General features: G+C 38.4%; 16 protein-coding genes and 4 pseudogenes. 7 read left to right on the top strand and 13 right to left on the bottom strand.

Annotation, left to right across the window (positions count from 1 at the left end; all coding sequences use genetic code 11):
- Position 1: 1 nt before the first annotated feature.
- The 5 genes from ACNQGS_RS26970 to ACNQGS_RS26950 form a co-directional block, all read right to left on the bottom strand.
- Positions 2 to 1,246: a M20 metallopeptidase family protein gene (locus ACNQGS_RS26970; protein WP_491490067.1), complete on the bottom strand. Its 1,245-nt coding sequence runs from the start codon at positions 1,244 to 1,246 to the stop codon at positions 2 to 4.
- Between the two features lie 80 nt (positions 1,247 to 1,326).
- The gene (locus tag ACNQGS_RS26965; RefSeq protein ID WP_491490066.1) at positions 1,327 to 2,592 is read right to left on the bottom strand and encodes an MFS transporter; all 1,266 of its coding nucleotides are present in this window, start codon (positions 2,590 to 2,592) and stop codon (positions 1,327 to 1,329) included.
- Positions 2,593 to 3,020: 428 nt separating this feature from the next.
- Positions 3,021 to 4,196 carry a GNAT family N-acetyltransferase gene (locus ACNQGS_RS26960; RefSeq protein ID WP_491490065.1) on the bottom strand — a complete coding sequence of 392 codons (1,176 nt, stop codon included), beginning with the start codon at positions 4,194 to 4,196 and terminating at the stop codon, positions 3,021 to 3,023.
- A gap of 210 nt (positions 4,197 to 4,406) precedes the next feature.
- A complete protein-coding gene (locus ACNQGS_RS26955; RefSeq protein ID WP_491490064.1) occupies positions 4,407 to 5,192 on the bottom strand; it encodes an SDR family oxidoreductase in 786 nt (261 codons plus the stop codon).
- A gap of 109 nt (positions 5,193 to 5,301) precedes the next feature.
- Positions 5,302 to 6,039 carry an SDR family NAD(P)-dependent oxidoreductase gene (locus ACNQGS_RS26950; protein ID WP_491490063.1) on the bottom strand — a complete coding sequence of 246 codons (738 nt, stop codon included), beginning with the start codon at positions 6,037 to 6,039 and terminating at the stop codon, positions 5,302 to 5,304.
- A 195-nt stretch (positions 6,040 to 6,234) separates the two neighbouring features.
- Between ACNQGS_RS26950 and ACNQGS_RS26945 the strand changes: the two genes are divergently transcribed.
- From ACNQGS_RS26945 to ACNQGS_RS26935, 3 genes are all read left to right on the top strand, one after another.
- A complete protein-coding gene (locus ACNQGS_RS26945; protein ID WP_491490062.1) occupies positions 6,235 to 6,843 on the top strand; it encodes a TetR/AcrR family transcriptional regulator in 609 nt (202 codons plus the stop codon).
- A 99-nt stretch (positions 6,844 to 6,942) separates the two neighbouring features.
- The gene (locus tag ACNQGS_RS26940; RefSeq protein ID WP_491490061.1) at positions 6,943 to 7,539 is read left to right on the top strand and encodes a dienelactone hydrolase family protein; all 597 of its coding nucleotides are present in this window, start codon (positions 6,943 to 6,945) and stop codon (positions 7,537 to 7,539) included.
- Between the two features lie 128 nt (positions 7,540 to 7,667).
- Complete coding sequence (locus tag ACNQGS_RS26935) at positions 7,668 to 8,357, top strand: DUF421 domain-containing protein (RefSeq protein ID WP_491490060.1); 690 nt, start codon at positions 7,668 to 7,670, stop codon at positions 8,355 to 8,357.
- Positions 8,358 to 8,686: 329 nt separating this feature from the next.
- On the opposite strand, the gene ACNQGS_RS26930 is transcribed toward ACNQGS_RS26935, so the two are convergent.
- On the bottom strand, positions 8,687 to 9,247 hold the full coding sequence (locus tag ACNQGS_RS26930; protein ID WP_491490059.1) for a DoxX family membrane protein: 561 nt from the start codon (positions 9,245 to 9,247) through the stop codon (positions 8,687 to 8,689).
- A gap of 365 nt (positions 9,248 to 9,612) precedes the next feature.
- On the opposite strand from ACNQGS_RS26930, the gene ACNQGS_RS26925 reads away from it, so the two are divergent.
- Positions 9,613 to 10,404 carry a YwqG family protein gene (locus ACNQGS_RS26925; protein ID WP_491490058.1) on the top strand — a complete coding sequence of 264 codons (792 nt, stop codon included), beginning with the start codon at positions 9,613 to 9,615 and terminating at the stop codon, positions 10,402 to 10,404.
- A 438-nt stretch (positions 10,405 to 10,842) separates the two neighbouring features.
- The gene (locus ACNQGS_RS26920) at positions 10,843 to 11,010 is read left to right on the top strand and encodes a hypothetical protein (RefSeq protein ID WP_491490057.1); all 168 of its coding nucleotides are present in this window, start codon (positions 10,843 to 10,845) and stop codon (positions 11,008 to 11,010) included.
- Positions 11,011 to 11,307: 297 nt separating this feature from the next.
- Here ACNQGS_RS26920 and ACNQGS_RS26915 read toward each other — a convergent pair whose 3' ends face one another.
- The 4 genes and pseudogenes from ACNQGS_RS26915 to ACNQGS_RS26900 all read right to left on the bottom strand — a co-directional run bounded on the left by ACNQGS_RS26915 (position 11,308) and on the right by ACNQGS_RS26900 (position 15,234).
- On the bottom strand, positions 11,308 to 11,559 hold the full coding sequence (locus tag ACNQGS_RS26915) for a hypothetical protein (protein WP_491490056.1): 252 nt from the start codon (positions 11,557 to 11,559) through the stop codon (positions 11,308 to 11,310).
- 405 nt (positions 11,560 to 11,964) lie between these two features.
- Positions 11,965 to 13,104, bottom strand: a pseudogene (locus ACNQGS_RS26910) (TRAP transporter large permease); the annotation flags it as partial.
- Positions 13,089 to 13,331 (bottom strand): hypothetical protein, encoded by a 243-nt coding sequence (locus ACNQGS_RS26905; protein WP_491490068.1) that lies wholly within the window; start codon positions 13,329 to 13,331, stop codon positions 13,089 to 13,091. The pseudogene ACNQGS_RS26910 and the gene ACNQGS_RS26905, both read right to left, overlap by 16 nt.
- A 361-nt stretch (positions 13,332 to 13,692) precedes the next feature.
- The gene (locus tag ACNQGS_RS26900; RefSeq protein WP_491490055.1) at positions 13,693 to 15,234 is read right to left on the bottom strand and encodes an IS200/IS605 family accessory protein TnpB-related protein; all 1,542 of its coding nucleotides are present in this window, start codon (positions 15,232 to 15,234) and stop codon (positions 13,693 to 13,695) included.
- Between the two features lie 336 nt (positions 15,235 to 15,570).
- On the opposite strand from ACNQGS_RS26900, the pseudogene ACNQGS_RS26895 reads away from it, so the two are divergent.
- Positions 15,571 to 15,618 (top strand): annotated as a pseudogene (locus ACNQGS_RS26895) (hypothetical protein); the annotation flags it as partial.
- On the opposite strand, the pseudogene ACNQGS_RS26890 reads toward ACNQGS_RS26895, so the two are convergent.
- The 3 genes and pseudogenes from ACNQGS_RS26890 to ACNQGS_RS26880 all read right to left on the bottom strand — a co-directional run.
- Positions 15,605 to 15,718: pseudogene (locus ACNQGS_RS26890) on the bottom strand (hydroxymethylglutaryl-CoA lyase); the annotation flags it as partial. The pseudogenes ACNQGS_RS26895 and ACNQGS_RS26890 sit on opposite strands and share 14 nt — an antisense overlap.
- A gap of 62 nt (positions 15,719 to 15,780) precedes the next feature.
- Entirely contained in the window at positions 15,781 to 16,980 is a 1,200-nt protein-coding gene (locus tag ACNQGS_RS26885) for a CaiB/BaiF CoA transferase family protein (protein ID WP_491490054.1), read from the bottom strand.
- A gap of 50 nt (positions 16,981 to 17,030) precedes the next feature.
- On the bottom strand, positions 17,031 to 17,675 hold the full coding sequence (locus tag ACNQGS_RS26880; protein ID WP_491490053.1) for a GntR family transcriptional regulator: 645 nt from the start codon (positions 17,673 to 17,675) through the stop codon (positions 17,031 to 17,033).
- A gap of 245 nt (positions 17,676 to 17,920) precedes the next feature.
- Between ACNQGS_RS26880 and ACNQGS_RS26875 the strand changes: the two are divergent.
- A pseudogene (locus ACNQGS_RS26875) lies at positions 17,921 to 18,073 on the top strand (2-thiouracil desulfurase family protein); the annotation flags it as partial.
- Positions 18,074 to 18,126: the final 53 nt, after the last annotated feature.

Below are 18,126 nucleotides of genomic sequence, written 5' to 3'. Positions count from 1 at the left end.
ATCATTTACGTTGATCCATTAACCATTCCATTGCAACGTTGGCATGTAGGGCAGCACCGTATTTGAAGATGTCTTCGTTTTGGTGCATGCGTGGGTTGTGCACTGGTGGTTCTCCTGCTTTTCCTGTGCCTAAAACGACAAATGCAGATGGAACGGCCTGAGAAATATGAGAGAAATCTTCTGATCCCCCTAAACTTCCAAGGTCCACAACATTTTCTTTACCTACTACGGCTTCTAATGCTGGCGTAATTCCATCAATAAAATCCCCATCATTGTGAGTTGTTGGTGTATGGAAATCAACAATGCTATACTCGCCGCGCCATGCTTTGACGATATGATCAATCATTTCCGGTATACGTTTGCACATATGATCTCTCGATTGTTGGTCAAAGCTCCGCATATTCCCTTGCAGGACAGCCTTATCTGGGATAATATTTGTCACTGTCCCCCCACTCATCGCTCCAATGGAGAAGGTCACATTTGCCTTCGGATCCACTTCGCGGGTATATAGTAAGTTTAAGCTGGTATATAGTTGATTCATAATCATATTAGCATCAATGGTTTTATGCGGCTGTGAACTATGCCCGCCATTTCCTTGAATTTCAACAATATACGTATCCATTGCCTGAGATACGGTTCCTTTGGTGACAGATAACGTACCTGCTTCTTGGTCAGGCATAATATGGATGGCAAACGCGGCATGTACTTTAGGATTTTCAAGCAGCCCGTCATCAATCATTAACTTAGAACCATAGCCCCATTCTTCCCCTGGCTGGAACATTAACTTAACGGTTCCTTGCAGCTTATCTTCATGATCCTTTAACATTCGGGCAGCGCCTAATAGCATGGCGACGTGTGAGTCATGACCGCAGGCATGCATTTTACCAGGATTCTTTGATTTAAATTCGGATTCAAATTCCTCTTCAAGCGGCAGGGCATCCATATCGGCACGGAGCAAAATACAAGGTTCACCTTTACCAATAGTTGCCACTACACCTGTACAATTTTCCTGTAATCCAAATCCTGCTTTTGCATATTTTTTTGAAATTTCTTCCGGCACAACCCCGCAAGGCTTATTTTCAATTCCCATTTCATCCAAACGCTGCCGAATATATTTTTGTGTGTTTGGCAAATCGAAGCCAAGTTCTGGATGTTGGTGCAGATAGCGGCGATCCTTAATGATTTGCTCTTCATATTTCATTGATTCCTCAAAAAGATTTATCTTATTTGGTAAAGTAGAAGTCATTATTCTGGTCCTCCCTTTTACTTGCAATACCCTGCCATTTTGGGCAGGGCATCGCAATCTTTTCAATTTCTAAAACAAAATTACACTGCTTCTTTTTGTGGCATATCTGAATTTAAAGCAAACTTTGGTTTTGTTTTCACTGCTACGAAAAATAATACAAATTCTACAACCGCAAAAACAATTAACATCTTGATCAATAATCCATAGGAATGATTGATGTTATAAATTAATCCAGATACGATTGGAGCAATTGCCGCGCCTAATGATGTAAATAAAGATACGGTTCCATATTTTGCACTGTATTCTTTTTCACCAAAGAGCGCCGCTGTTAGATAGGCAGGTGTTACCGTAACGGCCGTTGAGCCTAATGCTGAAAAGACGGTATATAGTATGCCAGGAATTAATAAATTCCCTTTCATTAAAAATAGAAAACAAATGATATCGGATGCAACGATAAATACCAAAGTTTTGATTAATCCAATCTTGTCATATAATCTTCCAACTAATAGCTTTGCCACGATTACCATTGCTGAAGCCACTGATAATAGTAATGCAGCATGTTGCGCTGTGGTACCAATATCAGTTAAATAGGGTACCAAGTTAATAATCATGCTATTAACAACAATTCCGCCTACTACAATACCTAGGCAAAGAACCCAAAATGATACGGTCTTGAATGCTTCCTTTTGAGTTACCCCTATCAATTCTTTCTTTGCTGTCGTGTTGGAAGCTTTTTCTGCTCCAAGTGGAGATAGACCTTTATCAGCTGGGCTTAATTTTATAACAAATACAATCAATGGAATAAGGACAACCAATATTAAAATCCCAATCGTAAGATAAGCCGTTCTCCAACCGTAGTCTGTTATGATCCAAGTGACTAATGGACTGAGAATCATAGAACCGAAACCAGTTCCCGATAAAGCAATCCCCAAGCTTAATCCACGTTTTGCATGAAACCAATTTGTAATAAGAACGGAGACAGGAATCATTCCGGCCCCGGCTAAGGCCATACCCATTGGTACTGCAAATAATTGAAAGTGAATGAGTTTAGTTGCAAATGAAAACCCTATATAGGCTCCTGCTCCTAAAATGGTAAATAAGGTCATGTATACTCGTATATCCAGCTTTTTCATTAATCTTCCAGCTATTGGGGCTGTAATCATGGCAGTTGTAGCCATTACGGTGTAATACATGGTAAACTCAGCTCTTCCAAAACCTAGTTCTTCTGTAACAGGCTTCGTAAAAAGCGAGACGAGGTTTGCAATAGGAGCATAAAGAAAAGTCATGATCATGAAGCCTGCTGCCAAAATCCACCAGCCGTAAAAAATACCACCTTTTTTATTCATAATCTATCAATCCCCCTTTGGTCTTTTGTTGTATTGACTAACTGTTCTCCTCTAGAATCATTTCCCTAAAGCTATTGGTTTATTTAGCTGTTACGTTTACATTTAAAGCTTTATTAACATGTTTGTATGCGCTTCCAATAAAACCCATATACGATCGTTTTGTCCATACTTATTCGTTAGAAAGTTAATATCCTACTTAGCATCACCTCTCACTTTCATTATTAGACTTTTTAATATATTTTATATTATATATAATATTTCACTATTTTCAATAAAAAAATAATTCCGTCACCTTTTGACAGAATTATTTTAAGGATGATGCATAGGGACGGTTCTCTTGCCTCATTCCGCTATGCCGTTTCAGGTTCCATCTTCGGCGGATAGGCTGAAGACGACTGAAAATGATGCATAAGAACCGTCCCCATGCATCAAAAGAAATCAAAAAATGCTGATTTGATTGGCGGGATTTTCTTCTCAAAATTTTCAATTTCATTGTTGGAGCCTTTTAGGTAGCCCATTTCGTAGAGTTCCTTTGGTCTTTTGTAGCCAAATAGGATGGCTGATAGGGAATTGATGTTCAGTTGAATCCCTTTTTTAGGGGGATGTACACATTGGCTGCCTGTTTTTTCTTTAAATACCTTTACTTCTCCGTTTCCGAGTAAGTAGCTTCCATTATTCCATGGTGCATGTGAATCTTCTAGATGCAGGAATTGGGACTCATTTTCATATAGGAAAGGAAATCTCTTTAAACACTCTTCAGCATCCACGACCCTTGCCATAAAATAAGGCGAAACCTCCTGTTTCACATTCGGCTGAGGCAGAAAGTAAGGAAAATGATCATGACCAGCAAGTTCCATCGTCACAGAGTCAATCATGGAATCATGCTGGCAGATAAAATTCCATAATCCCATTCTTGCTTCCTGTTCTAGTGCAACGAGCTCCTGTACCTCCATTTTTCGATCCTTCACGTGGTACAGCATATAACCCAAAGCCTCGTTTTCCGAACGGTAATAGACAGCAAGCTGGGAATGATCATCATACACGCTCCGCTTCCACCAATCGGTCTCACGCTTCAGCATCCCTGTATACTGACTGCAAAACTGCTGATAAATCCTTTCTATCTCCTCATTATGGGTATCTTTTGAATATCTTTTTATAAAACCTTGCTGCGGTTCGAGGAACTTCAGATTGATTTTTTCAATCGTCACCTTTTTCTTATCAGTTAATATCTCCCACCCATATTTTCGATAAAAACCAATATCAAACGGGTGTAAAAGAGATACAATCTGATTATCATCATGCATCTGTTTTAAGGATTCAATCATGAGTGATTTGACGTAACCGGTTCTTCGGTATTCTGGGTAGGTGGCCACTCCGGCAATGCCGCCCATTTTCCATTCAGCATCCATCATATAAACGCTTAACGGAATAATATGTAGTTTGGCAGCCAGGTTGTCCTCATCCCAGATTCCTAAAATTTTGTGGTTTTTCAATGCTTCTTTCCGAGCCGGTATGCTGTCCTCTGGAACCTTATATTGGAATGCGTATTCAGATAGTTTCATAGTTTCTAGGTATTCAGCTTCAGTCACTTCTCTCACTAACATTTGGCCAACCCCTTTTATTTCATTGGATGTATTTCTTAAAATAATGCATCCATATCCAATTTTACCAAAACCTAACAAACCTTGCACCGGATACCTTGGCCGTCGTTTCCCATGGTTCCTTTCCTCCAAAATAAAAAAAGGCGCATTTCTTGTTATAGAAATGCGCCTATCGCTAGATTAGTTGAAGCAGGAGACCCCTCTCCACACTTCCTAGTATTTATAAGATTGTCCGCCATCAATTGGAATAACAGCTGCGTTGATGAAGTTGGCTTGATCGGATAGCAGGAATGCCACCAAATAACCTACTTCTTCTGGTTTACCGAAACGTTTCATTGGGTTTGGCTGAACAAATTGTTTCCCTACCTCTTCCCAGTTATCTGGATCCATTTGTTTTAATGAACCTTCGACCATCGGTGTCATGATGGCACCTGGTGCAATGGCTTTGATGCTGATTCCGTATTGACCGTACTCAATTCCAGAGTTTCTTGTTAAGCCGACGACGCCGTGCTTACTAGCTGAATAACCAGATTGGTTACCTACCCCGCGAATACCGCCAACAGATGCAGTATTAACAATAGCGCCAAAGCCTTGTTCTCTCATGACTTTCAAGACGTATTTCATACCATAGAACACACCATTTAAATTGACACTGACTACTTTCTGGAATTCTTCGATGCCAAAATCCTCGGTTAGGTTTTGTTTTCCTTCGATCCCTGCATTGTTGAAGAAGCCATCGATTTTCCCAAATTTCTCAACTGTTTCATTTACATAGTTTTCAACCGCTTGTTCATCTGCCACGTTCGCAGCGATCAGCAATACTTCTGCGTTTGGTGCAACTTCTAACACTTTACCTTTTGTTTCTTCTAATGAAGCAGCGTTTAAATCTACAAGTGAAAGTTTGGCTCCTTCTTTTGCAACTTGCAAAGCTGAGGCTTGGCCTAAACCAGAACCTGCGCCTGTAATTAATACTACTTTCCCATCAAAACGGTTACTCATGGAAATTTCCTCCCTTGGATTTTTTAAAAAATATTTTGAATTAAATTATCTCAAATTAAAGATGATAACCTGTGAAAAGCCTCCATTTCTACTTAATCCACAGGATTTATTATTGCGCTGTATACCCGCCGTCAACAGTCAAACTATTACCGGTCATGAATGAAGAATCATCAGAAGCCATGAATAATACTGCTTTTGCCATTTCTTCTGCTTTACCCAGACGTTTCATCGGTGTGACAGCAGCTAAAGCCTGCTTGCTTTCTTCCGGAATAATTGGTGTATCAATAAAACCAGGGCATAATGAATTAATACGAATATTTTGTTCAGCATATTCAAGTGCAAGGGAACGAGTTAAGTTAATCACGCCGCCTTTGGCCGCGTTATAGGCTGCTGAACCTGGTGATCCAACCCAACCGTACATAGATGCCGTATTAACAATCGTACCGCCGCCCGTTTTAAGCATTTCACGGATGGCTTCACGTGCTACTAAGAAGACGCCATCTAAGTCAACATTTACTGTGTTGCGCCATTCTGAGTATTCTAATTCATGTGATGGATGAACACGGCCGATCCCGGCATTGTTGAAGACCACATCCACTTTGCCAAATGTTTCAACAGTTTGTTTAAAGATATTGGCAACTTCTTCTTCACTCGTAATATTTGCTTTTATAAAAAGAGCTTCAGCATTAAGCGTTTTCAATTCTGCTTCAAATGCCTTACCTTTTTCCTCATTTAAATCAACAAGAACCACCTTGGCTCCTTCTGAAACGAATAAACGTGCTGTTGCTGCCCCAATACCAGATGCTCCCCCGGTAATCACAGCTACTTTGTCTTGTAATTTCCCCATCCTAAATCCTCCTCGTATTCAAGAATTCTTTAGCACAGTATAGAGAAAAATAATAGATAAATCTATTATCTGTGCTTTATTGTTCACAATTTAATTGTACTATTTTGTACACAACTAACAATCATTAAGATATCATTAAGTGTCGACTAGTTAGACACTTCTGCTAAATCTGTCTATATTGAGGGAGTTTTTTTCATGAATAATGAACAAAATATAACATCTCAACGGCAAAATCGAACAAAAGCACATTTAAAGCAAGCATTGATTGAACTCATAAAAGAAAAAGGGTACCATGCCGTTACGGTAAAAGACATTGTCGATTACGCCGCTTATAATCGCAGTACCTTTTACATTCATTACACAGATAAAATTGAATTGGCCGAAGATTTACTGGTTTCCATGCTTGAGGGGTTGGAGGATTCCGTAGGTAAAGCATATGTACCTGGTCAAAAGGTTTATACTACCAAGCTAAATGCCCCATCTTTTAATATCGTTTCTTATATCTATAAAAACCAGAATTTTTTTACATTGATTAACTACGATGACACGTTACCAGGATTGCATACACGGTTCCCGCAAACCATCATAAAAATCTATCAGGAACAATTTATTTTCGAAACGATCAACAATATCCCAGTGAATATGGATTATTTTAAACGCTATACAGCTTATGGCTTCTATGGACTCCTCCAGAATTGGATCGAAAATGGCTTCAAAGAAACGCCAGAACAATTTATCCAAGAAGCCATTGAACTAACGAAAACTCATATTTACTCATTTCAATATATTGGATATAACAAATGATGCATGGGGACGGTTCTCATGCATCATTTTGCGATTGCCGGTTTCAGGTTCCATCATTGTGTTAATGAGGCTACCTTTTCATGTTTTAAGGAGGATAAGATGCTCCAAATACTGAGGAATTCAAGTCATTTGATTATTGTCATACATGAAATCTATGGCATTAATCAACATATGGAGGACTTTTGTAATTTATTATCAACACACGATTTTGATGTGATCTGCCCGAACTTATTAGAGCGGGAACACCCTTTTACTTATTCCGAAGAAGAGATTGCCTACCATCATTTTATGAACAATGTAGGTTTCACCGAAGCTGTAAAAAAAATAAAGAACCTATTGCTAGATCTTAAAAACCATTACGAAAAAGTATATTTAATTGGATTTAGCGTTGGCGCAACGGTTGCTTGGCTGTGCAGTGAGGAAGATAGTCTGGATGGGGTCGTTGCCTATTATGGTTCGAGAATTCGAAATTACCAACAGATTGTGCCGCGATGCCCTACGGTTTTATTCTTTCCAGAAGAGGAACAATCCTTTAATGTAGATCAGTTAATTTCGAATCTTGATAAAAAAAATATAGAAATCCATAAATTTAATGGACAACACGGATTCAGCGACCCGTACTCTGCTAAATTTAATGAAAAATCATTTCAACATGCCTTCAACGAAATGTTGAAATTTTTAAAGAAACACCTTTAAGGGAACGTTCGTATTTACATTTTTTAATTATTAGATTAAAACGGATAATTCACTTGCAGGAAGAACATAATATCTTTAACTTAAGATACCAACTATTAGCATTTTAACTTTTGCAAGGGAGAACAGCGATGCCAGGATCTTTAGAAATCATCTTTAGAACCTTAACAGCATTTATCATCCTATGGGTTTTTGTACATATTCTTGGGAAACAGACCATATTCCAAAAAACGTATCACCTTTTCATCGCTACCATTACAATGGGAACCCTTGCAGGAAATCTAGCATTCAATCTAAATATTAAGTTTCTGTATTTTATCCTTTCTTTCGTTATCATGGGTACCGTTATTTTTACATTGAATACACTCGCTGTTAAAAAACACCGCTATAAAGAATGGATTGAAGGACAACCAACTTTCTTAATTAAAGAGGGGAAAATCCTGGAGGAATCGATTAGGAAGATTGGTTTTTCATTGGATATGCTTACACAGGCGTTACGAGTGAAAGTTATCTTTAATATAGAAGAAGTGGAATGTGCCATTTTAGAAGTAAATGGTTCTCTATCGGTATTAAAAAAAGCGGAATACCAAAATGTATTGCGAAAGGACCTAAATTTGGTCCCACCCCCAAGCAAGGTTCCTGTAGAACTGGTTATTGATGGAGAAATATTAGATAAGAATTTTCCTCACCACGAATACGATAAAGAATGGTTCTTGGCAGAATTGAAAAAGAGAAATGTTCAGGTCTCTGAAATTTCTTACGCAGTTGTAGGATCAAAAGGAAACCTGTATATTGATTTATTTCGCGACAACTCAAGGTAAAATATTAGGGCTCGCAGCACTCTTGATGAGAATGCTGTGTTTATTTTTTTCAAGCCGCCTGATGGCAGCTCTTTTTTAGATTCACAGATTGAACAAACAGCAAGCGATTACGCTGCTGTTTGTTCAATCTGCTAAATTAATGCTCCGCCTGAAAACATGCCTCTTACATTAGTTTTTCATCATTCAAACTCGTGACGGGGGCTTTCCCTCTTGAATGATGCATAGGGACGGTTCTCTTGTCCCATTCCACATTGCCGGTTCAGGTTCCATCCCCAGCAAATGGAGCTGAAAACGACTGAAAATGATGCAAAAGAACCGTCCCCATGCATCTAATTTAGGTTGACAGGTTTATTGTCTATGACTGATTGGTTATCTTTCACGGTTTGGTTGTTGCCTTTTACTTTGCGTTTAAGTACTGTTTTTCTAATGAATGGCTTTATCCAGCCGTCTAGTCCGACTCTTCCAGCATTAGCGCCTGCAAATAGGATTAGAACTCCCAATAAAATATCTAATGGGTTCGAAGAAATCGTTCCAGCAAATAAATAAGAGAAGTTCATCAATAGACCAAAGAACATGGCAGCTGTTGTTAAGCATCCTAGTAATAATCCTAAACCAACAAGAAATTCACCTAAAGGAATAATCGTATTGAAGATATGGGCATTAGGCAATACAACGTGTTTTAAGAAATCAACATACCATCCAAAAACCACCGCACCGTCAGGACCTTTAACTGGGTTAGCGATTGCACCTTTTAAAAATCCCGAAGCGTCAAAATCTCCGCTTGATAATTTGTGCCACCCCGCCGTGAGCCAAACGTAACTAAGATATAAACGAAGAACAGTTAAAATACCAGATGCAGTTTTGCTTTGTCTTAACCAATTTACTAACATTAACAACACCTCCGCAATTTAGTTTCGATACATCCACAGCATAGCAAATGTATTTTGGCTTCAGGGAGGATTGTTCAAGATTTAACAATCTCTTAAAATAAATTCAAACAAAAGCAAAAAAATTTTAACAAATGAAACTATTTGTTACACGAATGTAGTAGAAATTCAGCTGTTAAAATTAATAAAAAAGTTAATCATCTCAGTAAGGAATAGAACCCCCTACTTTTTCTATTTTCAACCTTTTTCAGCATTTACCAAAACATAACAAACAAGCTTTAAGTTTTTTTATATAATAGATTTATAGCAGGTTTGTTTTGACTAATAGGATTTAAAAAAACGGCAACAAAAAAGGGGGATTCTGTCTTATGCAGCACATTGAGACATTACTTCGTGATTATGAGTTGTACCATAAAAAAACAGATATTATCTCAGCTTTGAAGAGCTCCATTAAAATAGAAAAAACAAAAGTCGATGAAGCGTTTATTCCAATTGGTTCTTCGAAATTAGGCGGTTTGCCAGATCTGCCTGATGAAATGGAATTCCCCAAATATGATAAAGGCTACTTAACGTTTGTCGGCCAATTTAACCTAAAAGAAATTAAGCCATTTGATAAAGATTATTTGCTTCCCGACAGCGGGATATTGTATCTTTTTTACGATGTCGCTGAGCAGCCTTGGGGCTTTGAAGAGGATGAGGGATGCTTTAAAGTCCTTTATTTTGATGGCGATTTGACCACACTGAAAAGAAAAGATTATCCAGAGATCACCGATGACTATTATCCATTAAATGCTTTCCAGGTGAATTTCAAGAACATCTCTACGATATCTGAAAATCCTGCTAATCTTACATTTGAAAACGAAGACGAAGAAGAGCGCTTTTGGAACTTTCGTCAAGAATTAATGCAGCCGGAAGATGAAGAAGGTAACACCTCCCCCACTCACTACATGCTTGGCGAACCATTTAATGTGCAAAACGATGTGTTTGAAGAGCTTTACGACGAAGAAAAGGAACCGGTATTATTGTTCCAAATCGACTCCGATGAAGAGGATTTAGGGGTGATGTGGGGAGATTGCGGGCTGCTTTACTTTTGTATAAAAAAAGAGGAATTAGCAATGAAGCAATTTGATCAGGTTAGGTTCACCTTACAATGTTTTTAATACTTGAAAGAGCATGAAGTTGCTAAAAGGCCTTTACAAAAAGCCAGGTGAATTTTCTAAAGGATTTCGTTTTTAGTGCCTTTCCGAAAAATTGTGCCGAATTGACAGTAGTTTTGACATTGATATTTTTCCCCCTAAAAGCATCATTTGATGCTTTTTTTTATCCACAAGGAATTTACAGAAGACGCAATGATAAATATATTGTTACAACCCCAAAGAAAATATTTAAATTGTAGAAGCAAATACATAAATTTTTCATATGCATAATATAGGACATGAGAAGTTTTTAATTGAAGCGCCTTAAAACGCTTCTTTTTTACTTCGCGATTTAGGTCAAATAAGGAGCACTTTTGCTTTAAATTATTCATCTTCTTTTAGGTATTTTTTATTGTTTAGAAGAAAATAATTACATCAATACCTATAGAAGGAGACGATTAAATGACAAACAGCAATGGAATCCGAAGCATATTAGGTATAGATGTTCGGGCGCGTTCCTCTGTTAATGATAGTGAGGAATATGATCCTTTTAAAAACCCAATCATTCATAAACAAATAAACGGACGAGTTATAGTACCACTTAATATCACAAGGCTATGGGGGAGATAACTCCTCCTGCTTCACAATTTTTGGTCAAATGCAACGTTAACCATTAATTGATTCTTCAACCTGCCCTGTTAGAATAAGAAAACGGGATTGCCGCAGACATACCATCTTTAACATAAGAATTCCGTTTGCTTGATAAGAAACAGCCACCAAAAATGGCAGCTGGATCTTTAACCCCAAGTAGCTAGGACTATTATATATTACAATCAAACTAATCCTATTTGCTTTCATTTATATTATTGATTTAGCTGTTTAACCAATTTTGCAATTGTTTTTTGCGTCTTGATACTAAACATTTGCTCAAAAATTTAAATGGAATGGATAGCCGCCATACCCGTGATGGAACGGGTAACCGCCAAATCCGTGATGGAATGGGTACCCTCCATAACCCATACCATAACCAGGATATCCTCCATATCCCATACCATAACCAGGATATCCTCCATATCCCATACCATAACCAGGATATCCTCCATATCCCATACCATAACCAGGGTAGCCTCCATATCCCATACCATAACCCATACCACTTCCAAAGAATAGTCTTTCCATTTTATATCTCCTCCTCAAATTGTTTCAAAAATAGTGTATGTGTCCCTATTTACAGAGGAATAGATATTTGCCTATTTGTAAACTTTTCTTCATTATACTTGTATTAAGCAAAAGTCTAGAATTTTACTTCTTTCTTGTGACACGAAACAGGCCGGTTTGTCAATAAAAAAAGCCACATTGGGTCATTAAATAATTGTGTTTATTCAGTATTCGCTATATTTCGGATAAGTGACTTTAACTGTTGCTCGTGGGGTCATTTTCAACCATCTGGATTGATGAATATCGCCCCTAAACTTTAAATAGATTAGAATTTTTACTTTAATCGTGTTGTTATCGGTTTTTTCCAGTAAATCCAATCCGTTACACAAAAACCGGCATCCTAAAGATGCCGGTCAAGTTTGTTCCTTATTTTATATTCCCCGTTTTAGTAAGGAATGTGACTATTTCTGGGAATATCGCAAGCAGTCCGATGAATAGTATCATGATAATGGCATATGAAAAGACACCACGAGTAATTTCTGACATAGAGGCGGATTTGTCTACACCCTTTAATACGAATAAATTCAGTCCGACAGGTGGTGTAATTAATGCTAATTCCATATTAATAACCAAAATAATAGCGAACCATATTGGATCAAAACCTAAAGATGTAATAATTGGATATAAAATTGGTACAGTAATCACGATAATGGAAACCGTCTCCAAGAAACAACCTAGAATCAACAATACGATATTTATTAATATAAAAATGACCCAAGGAGAAACATCCCATGATGTAGCCATTTCGGTAATGGTTTGTGGGATTCTTAGAACCGTTAAAATAAAGCCAAGCAGCATAGCACCAACAATAATGAAAAGAATCATTGCATTGGTTTGAACGGTTGAAAATAAGATTTCTTTCATATTTTTAAACGTTAAATTTCTATAGGCTAATCCAGCGACTAATAAGCTAAAGACTACCCCCACTGCCGCCGCTTCAGTTGGTGTAAACAGGCCTGAATAAATACCGCCGATAATGATAATTGGCAGGACTAACCCCCATACAGCCTTTTTGGAGGCTTCGAATCTTTCCGCCCATGTGGCCGCCTTTTCCTTAATATGTCTTGTCTGCCAGGAGGCGAAAATGGTGAAAAGTAATGTAAGGAGTAATCCAGGTACAATACCTGCAATGAAAAGTTTGCCTACAGATTCTCCAGTGATATTTCCATAAAGAATCATCGGAACGCTTGGCGGGATCAAAATCCCTAAGGTGCCACCTGCGGCTACTAAACCTAAAACATATCTTTTCGTATAGCCTCGTTTAACCATTTCTGGAATAGCCACTGAACCAACCGTTACAGCCGTTGCCACACTAGAGCCTGAAATAGCAGCAAAAATGGCACAGCAGAAAATAGTTCCTATCGCAAGCCCGCCCGGTAAATGTCTGAACCATTTGCTTGCCATTTCATATAAATCTTTCCCTACACCGCAAACTAATAAAATCTGGCTCATTAATACATATAACGGAAGAGCCGTTAGCTCAAATGAATCTAATGCCTTATAGTTGTTCCAGATGTTGCACCATCAACTGTAATGCCATATAAACTTCCCCGGCGCCCATAAACACTGGAGAAGCCTCCATATGCTTTTATTAGTTCTGATGGAATTTCGCCAATACATCTGATTTTTAAGCCTTTAAAATCTCCAGGCGATTTGAGCGGTCTAACATTATTGGCAAATTGAGCGTAACCATATTCAGCAAATAATAATACCTTTGCGCCGTTCCTAAAAATATAGACATTTATGGATATTACTATCTATATGTTCTAAATGGATGGTAGCTTTTCCATTTAGCACGCAAAACGAACAGAGCTTTTTGCGAATCGCGTTAGGGAATCACGCCCTAAAACTAGAATGGATACATCCGTCTGGATGAGTCTTTCGACCAATCCAAACTTCATCGTTTCCGTCACAGTGCCATTTTCTTCATCCTTTCGAATGAGATCTACGTCACAGGATACCTTTTCGATACTCTAGTTTGGCTGTAAACCACGCTATTTATTGCAAATCTTGCCTATAAAATTGGAGTACGTGGTCCTAGTCTTCCTTTCAGGTAAATAAGAAGCGTTGCTCCAATTTCTCTTGTTTTTCCTTTCAAATATCCACTTTTAATAGTTCAATCTTATCCTGAAAATGATAATATGAACCCCAGTGTCTCGTGAGCGACCTCCAATTATGAAAATTAGCCTTTTGTTTATCGAATTTTTTGGAGAAAGACAGCACAGAGTCATATTTTGGTTTTTCCGTTTTAAAATAATAGCCTCTTCTTGCAATCATGCAAGCGGCGGAAACATGGGAACTTAGTCCGTAACGCGCCATAAATTTCATCTGCCCAATTTGGCTCGTATAGGCGGGGTTTATTTTTCTGATTCTTACTCCCCCTTTATTTGCTTTTGATTCGATTAATTGTTGAAAGGAGGAATAGGCAAACCCCGAAAGCATCCGCGCAAATTTAGGGCCCATTTCTCTTAAACTAGCTTTCTTTTTGGAAAAATCCAATTTCTCGATCACGACATCTTTTTGTACGGAAACGGCATAGGACAGAATTTCCTTTAACGCATCGCTTAAAGTAGCTTGTATCTGTTCTTTTCTCCGGCAATACATCGGAGCATCCACTGTCCAGCTTTTGATTGGGTTACCAAACCGGTCAATTTCGCAAATAGACAAAAATCCTGCATTGAGGTCGATTCCAATCAATCCATTCAGGTTGGATGTTCCTATTTTTGGAGTCTCTTTTTCAACTGTTGCATTCACATACCACCCTTTTTCCTGTTTCAAAAAACGATAGGTAATGGAGGAGAAGTATTTTTGCGGTTTACCGTTTCGGGTGAAGCCCATATAGGGAATCTTTGCCTGATCAATGGCCTCTTGGCCATAGGGAAAATGCACTTCTGGAAAGGTGATATATTTGCCATATTTCGAATCAAAATGATCGGCCACCCGGAGTCTTAAGGCGTTTTGTACGTTATAGGTGGCCGATTGATTTCCATACGTTTCATCTTTGGAACCCACCACAAGAAACTGGGAACTTCTGGACTCAATCCACTTTTCTTTCCACTGCCCATGGTCCTTGTATTTATTTTCTTCCAAATGAAATTGCTTATGGAACAACATCCTTGACCCAAAGCAAATGCGAATTTTATGATTCCGTTCATCTGATTTCAACTTTTCTAATTTATGCTGTACATTTCGGAGCCTCCGCTTTTTTTGGTGGAGGTAAAATTTCATGTTTCGGTATTTTTTATGTTGTTTCGAGAATGCCGGACTAATTTGAGGAATTCTTAGGAGTTTTTGCAGAAGCTTGTCTTTTTGTGTGGTCTTCTTGACGATGATTTTTTGTAAATAATCAATTTTGGATTCTAGTTGTTGAATATCAAATTTCCTTTTTTCTATAATAGAAGAAACCTTCCCATCCAGCTGAATCCTCAAGGAGTTGAATTGTCTAGCGGTAAGACCAAATTGTTTGGAAAAAGTCTTCTTCAGGGAAGTGGTTGGAATCCCTTTAATGTGGGATTGAACAAATAATTTCCGCTCCAGCATACCAAAAAATCGGCCATATTCTGAAAGGTACATATCCGATGTCAGATTAAGATTCAATGGTATGTTGCATAGTTTCGTTTGATAGGTTTGAATCATCATCTCAATCTCCCTTCCCACCCTATGAAAATTTACGAAAAAATAACATCAATACAAACATATGTTTCTATTTAATTTTAAAATAATAGTACCAATTTGTCCATTAATAATAGGTACTTTTATTAAAATTGATAAAAGTCGTTACCCTAAATTTAAGCAGCGTCATTATTCTGCATACCTTTTCAATACATTAAAATATAATGCAAGAAGTTGTTATACGTTTGTCTATTAATGCCTATATTTTTAGAAATTGCTGTAAACCCTTTTGTTCCATAGCAGCCTTTAGTTTGTTACCCATTTCACCTTGAAGAATTTGCAAAAAAGGTTACTGAAAAATCCGGCGGTAAGGTAAAAGTGCAAGTATATCCAGCTGGACAGTATTGATTAGCTCTATTTTCTTTTCGGTCGGAATAAAATTGGATTCATTCTGAATCCCGTCCCTGGGTCCGACTTCTATTATTTCTACTTTATCCGGAAGATTCATAAGACACCCCCTCTTATTTTAAGAAATCCAAGCTTTATCAATTGGATGGGATCGTTTTTCTATTAAATAACCCCTTTTGCTTTCAGATCCTTTATTTGCTCTTCCGTCATGCCAAGCTTCCCGCCAAGAACATCATCGGTGTGCTGCCCCAATTCTGGTCCTGCCCACTGAATTTCACCAGGAGTTTCACTCATCTTTGGTACTATTCCAGGCATCTTCAACATGCCAAGACCATCAACGGCTACTTCCTGAATCATTTTCCTGGCTTGATAATGCGGGTCATTTACGATATCCTCCACAGAATAAATGGAACCCGCCGGGACACCCGCTTTATCTAAACGTTCCTTTACTACGTCGAATGGCAAACTTTTCGTCCATTCTTCGATCAGACCGTCTAAGAATGCAGCATGTTCAGATCGTTTGGCATTGTTTTCATAGCGCGGATCCTCGGCAATGTCCTCTCGTCCCATTGCATTCATAAGCCTTTTAAAAATGGCATCTCCATTTGCACCAATAACGATATAGGTTCCATCCGAACAAGCATATGTATTCGATGGTGTAATTCCCGGCAGCATACTTCCTGATCTTTCCCGAATCAATCCTGCACGGTCGTATTCAGGAAGAACACTTTCCAATAAACTAAACACTGATTCATATAGAGCAACGTCGATTACCTGCCCCTCACCTGTGCCATTCACATCACGATGGTAAACCGCCATTAATGCACCGATCACGGCATAAAGTGATGACAAGGAATCTCCAAGACTTACACCTACTCGTACCGGCGAACGATCTGGATATCCCGTAATATAGCGAAGACCACCCATTGCTTCCCCAATCGATCCAAAACCCGGTTTGTCTTTGTACGGACCATCCTGACCATACCCGGACACCCGAATCATAACCAGACCTGGGTTAATTTTTTTTAATTCCTCATATCCGAGACCCCACTTTTCCAATGTTCCCGGACGAAAGTTCTCTATTAAAATATCAATTTCTTTCACCAGCCCGCGGATCAGCTCTTGTCCTTCATGGTGCTTCAGGTCAATGGTAATGGACTTTTTATTTCTGGATTGAACATACCACCATAGACTTGTACCGTTTTCCATGACCCGCCATTCTCGGATTGGATCACCCTTCGCTGGAGGTTCGACTTTTATAACCTCAGCACCAAATTCAGCTAATAACCGCGAGGCAAATGGACCTGCAATGAGCTGTCCCATTTCCAGCACTCTTAAACCTTCCAATGCTTTTTTTCCCATATGTATTCATCCCCCCATAGTCTCAATCTGTTTAAAGCTAAAGAAGATTTCTACTTATAAAGTGATATAAGTGCCCCTAAATCATGCTCAATGTGTTCAAGCATTACCTTTGCGGCTTTATCCCCATTTCTTTCTTTAAGTGCTGAAAGGATGCGTGAATGTTCTTCGATAGGACTCTCATCTCGCATGGCTTCTTTAACAACACTGTTCCTTAGATAGGTAACTTTATCCCGAATCATATTTGTTAATGAGATTAGCTGGCGGTTACCGGATGCCTTCAGGATAATCTCATGAAATTTAATGCTCAATTCCACTACACGATTTTTATCCTGTCTTAACCATGCTGCTTTCGTTTCTTCCACGATCTTTTCAAGTACTTCTAATTCTGAGGATTCAATTTTTTGAGTAGCTAATTTAGCTGCAAGAGATTCCATTTGCTGCCGAACTTGATAAATATCAATCATATCCGATGTTGAAGGGCTGAACACATGTATGGCATTCCCCTTTTGCACAAGCAACTCATCTTGAATCAGGATTTTTAAAGCTTCACGCACCGGTCCGCGGCTGGTACCGAATTCTTCCGCAAGTTTTGCTTCTACCAATCGATCACCAGGAATATAATCGCCTTCCAATAACCGTTTCTTTAATATTTGATAGATTTGGGTATTTAGTGTATCTCTAACAATCGATTCCAATGAAAGCGCCTCCTTTCCGAACCACCTCGCAAGTGTTTTATCAAACTATTTTTAATAGTAAGATAATTACAGTTAACTGTCAACGGTTAACAATCAGTTTATTTAATATTTTCGGAATACCCTTTCTGAAGAAACTACAAAGTTTATATGAGTACACCAAAACCCGTCACTTTGTATGCTAACAAAGTGACGGTTCTTATTATTTCAATCCCTATACCTAAAAAGGCAGCCGCCCCTAGAAATATCAGGAAAACAGCCCGTCCTGCGGCAGTTCGATGATTTATAACGGTAAATTTATTGGCAAAAAAATAGAGGGAATGGGAGTTACTTCTGCCTTACTAAAAAGAAATGGATTTAAAGTAATTTCTGAGGAACAATTTGCGGAAAACCTCCTTTAAAGGACGTTTCTGTTTTTAAGGGGGAAACTTGCTGCAAATACTGAAGAATTCAA

The organism is Neobacillus sp. PVCKKU3 (assembly GCF_058323225.1).
This window is presented reverse-complemented; position numbering and strand designations above follow the sequence as displayed.

What these genes read in the sequence shown, in the direction of transcription:
- ACNQGS_RS26970 (WP_491490067.1), bottom strand. Translation starts at nt 1,246, where the DNA reads ATGACTTCTACTTTACCAAATAAGATAAATCTTTTTGAGGAATCAATG.
- ACNQGS_RS26965 (WP_491490066.1), bottom strand. Translation starts at nt 2,592, where the DNA reads ATGAATAAAAAAGGTGGTATTTTTTACGGCTGGTGGATTTTGGCAGCA.
- ACNQGS_RS26960 (WP_491490065.1), bottom strand. Translation starts at nt 4,196, where the DNA reads ATGTTAGTGAGAGAAGTGACTGAAGCTGAATACCTAGAAACTATGAAA.
- ACNQGS_RS26955 (WP_491490064.1), bottom strand. Translation starts at nt 5,192, where the DNA reads ATGAGTAACCGTTTTGATGGGAAAGTAGTATTAATTACAGGCGCAGGT.
- ACNQGS_RS26950 (WP_491490063.1), bottom strand. Translation starts at nt 6,039, where the DNA reads ATGGGGAAATTACAAGACAAAGTAGCTGTGATTACCGGGGGAGCATCT.
- ACNQGS_RS26945 (WP_491490062.1), top strand. Translation starts at nt 6,235, where the DNA reads ATGAATAATGAACAAAATATAACATCTCAACGGCAAAATCGAACAAAA.
- ACNQGS_RS26940 (WP_491490061.1), top strand. Translation starts at nt 6,943, where the DNA reads ATGCTCCAAATACTGAGGAATTCAAGTCATTTGATTATTGTCATACAT.
- ACNQGS_RS26935 (WP_491490060.1), top strand. Translation starts at nt 7,668, where the DNA reads ATGCCAGGATCTTTAGAAATCATCTTTAGAACCTTAACAGCATTTATC.
- ACNQGS_RS26930 (WP_491490059.1), bottom strand. Translation starts at nt 9,247, where the DNA reads ATGTTAGTAAATTGGTTAAGACAAAGCAAAACTGCATCTGGTATTTTA.
- ACNQGS_RS26925 (WP_491490058.1), top strand. Translation starts at nt 9,613, where the DNA reads ATGCAGCACATTGAGACATTACTTCGTGATTATGAGTTGTACCATAAA.
- ACNQGS_RS26920 (WP_491490057.1), top strand. Translation starts at nt 10,843, where the DNA reads ATGACAAACAGCAATGGAATCCGAAGCATATTAGGTATAGATGTTCGG.
- ACNQGS_RS26915 (WP_491490056.1), bottom strand. Translation starts at nt 11,559, where the DNA reads ATGGAAAGACTATTCTTTGGAAGTGGTATGGGTTATGGTATGGGATAT.
- ACNQGS_RS26900 (WP_491490055.1), bottom strand. Translation starts at nt 15,234, where the DNA reads ATGATTCAAACCTATCAAACGAAACTATGCAACATACCATTGAATCTT.
- ACNQGS_RS26885 (WP_491490054.1), bottom strand. Translation starts at nt 16,980, where the DNA reads ATGGGAAAAAAAGCATTGGAAGGTTTAAGAGTGCTGGAAATGGGACAG.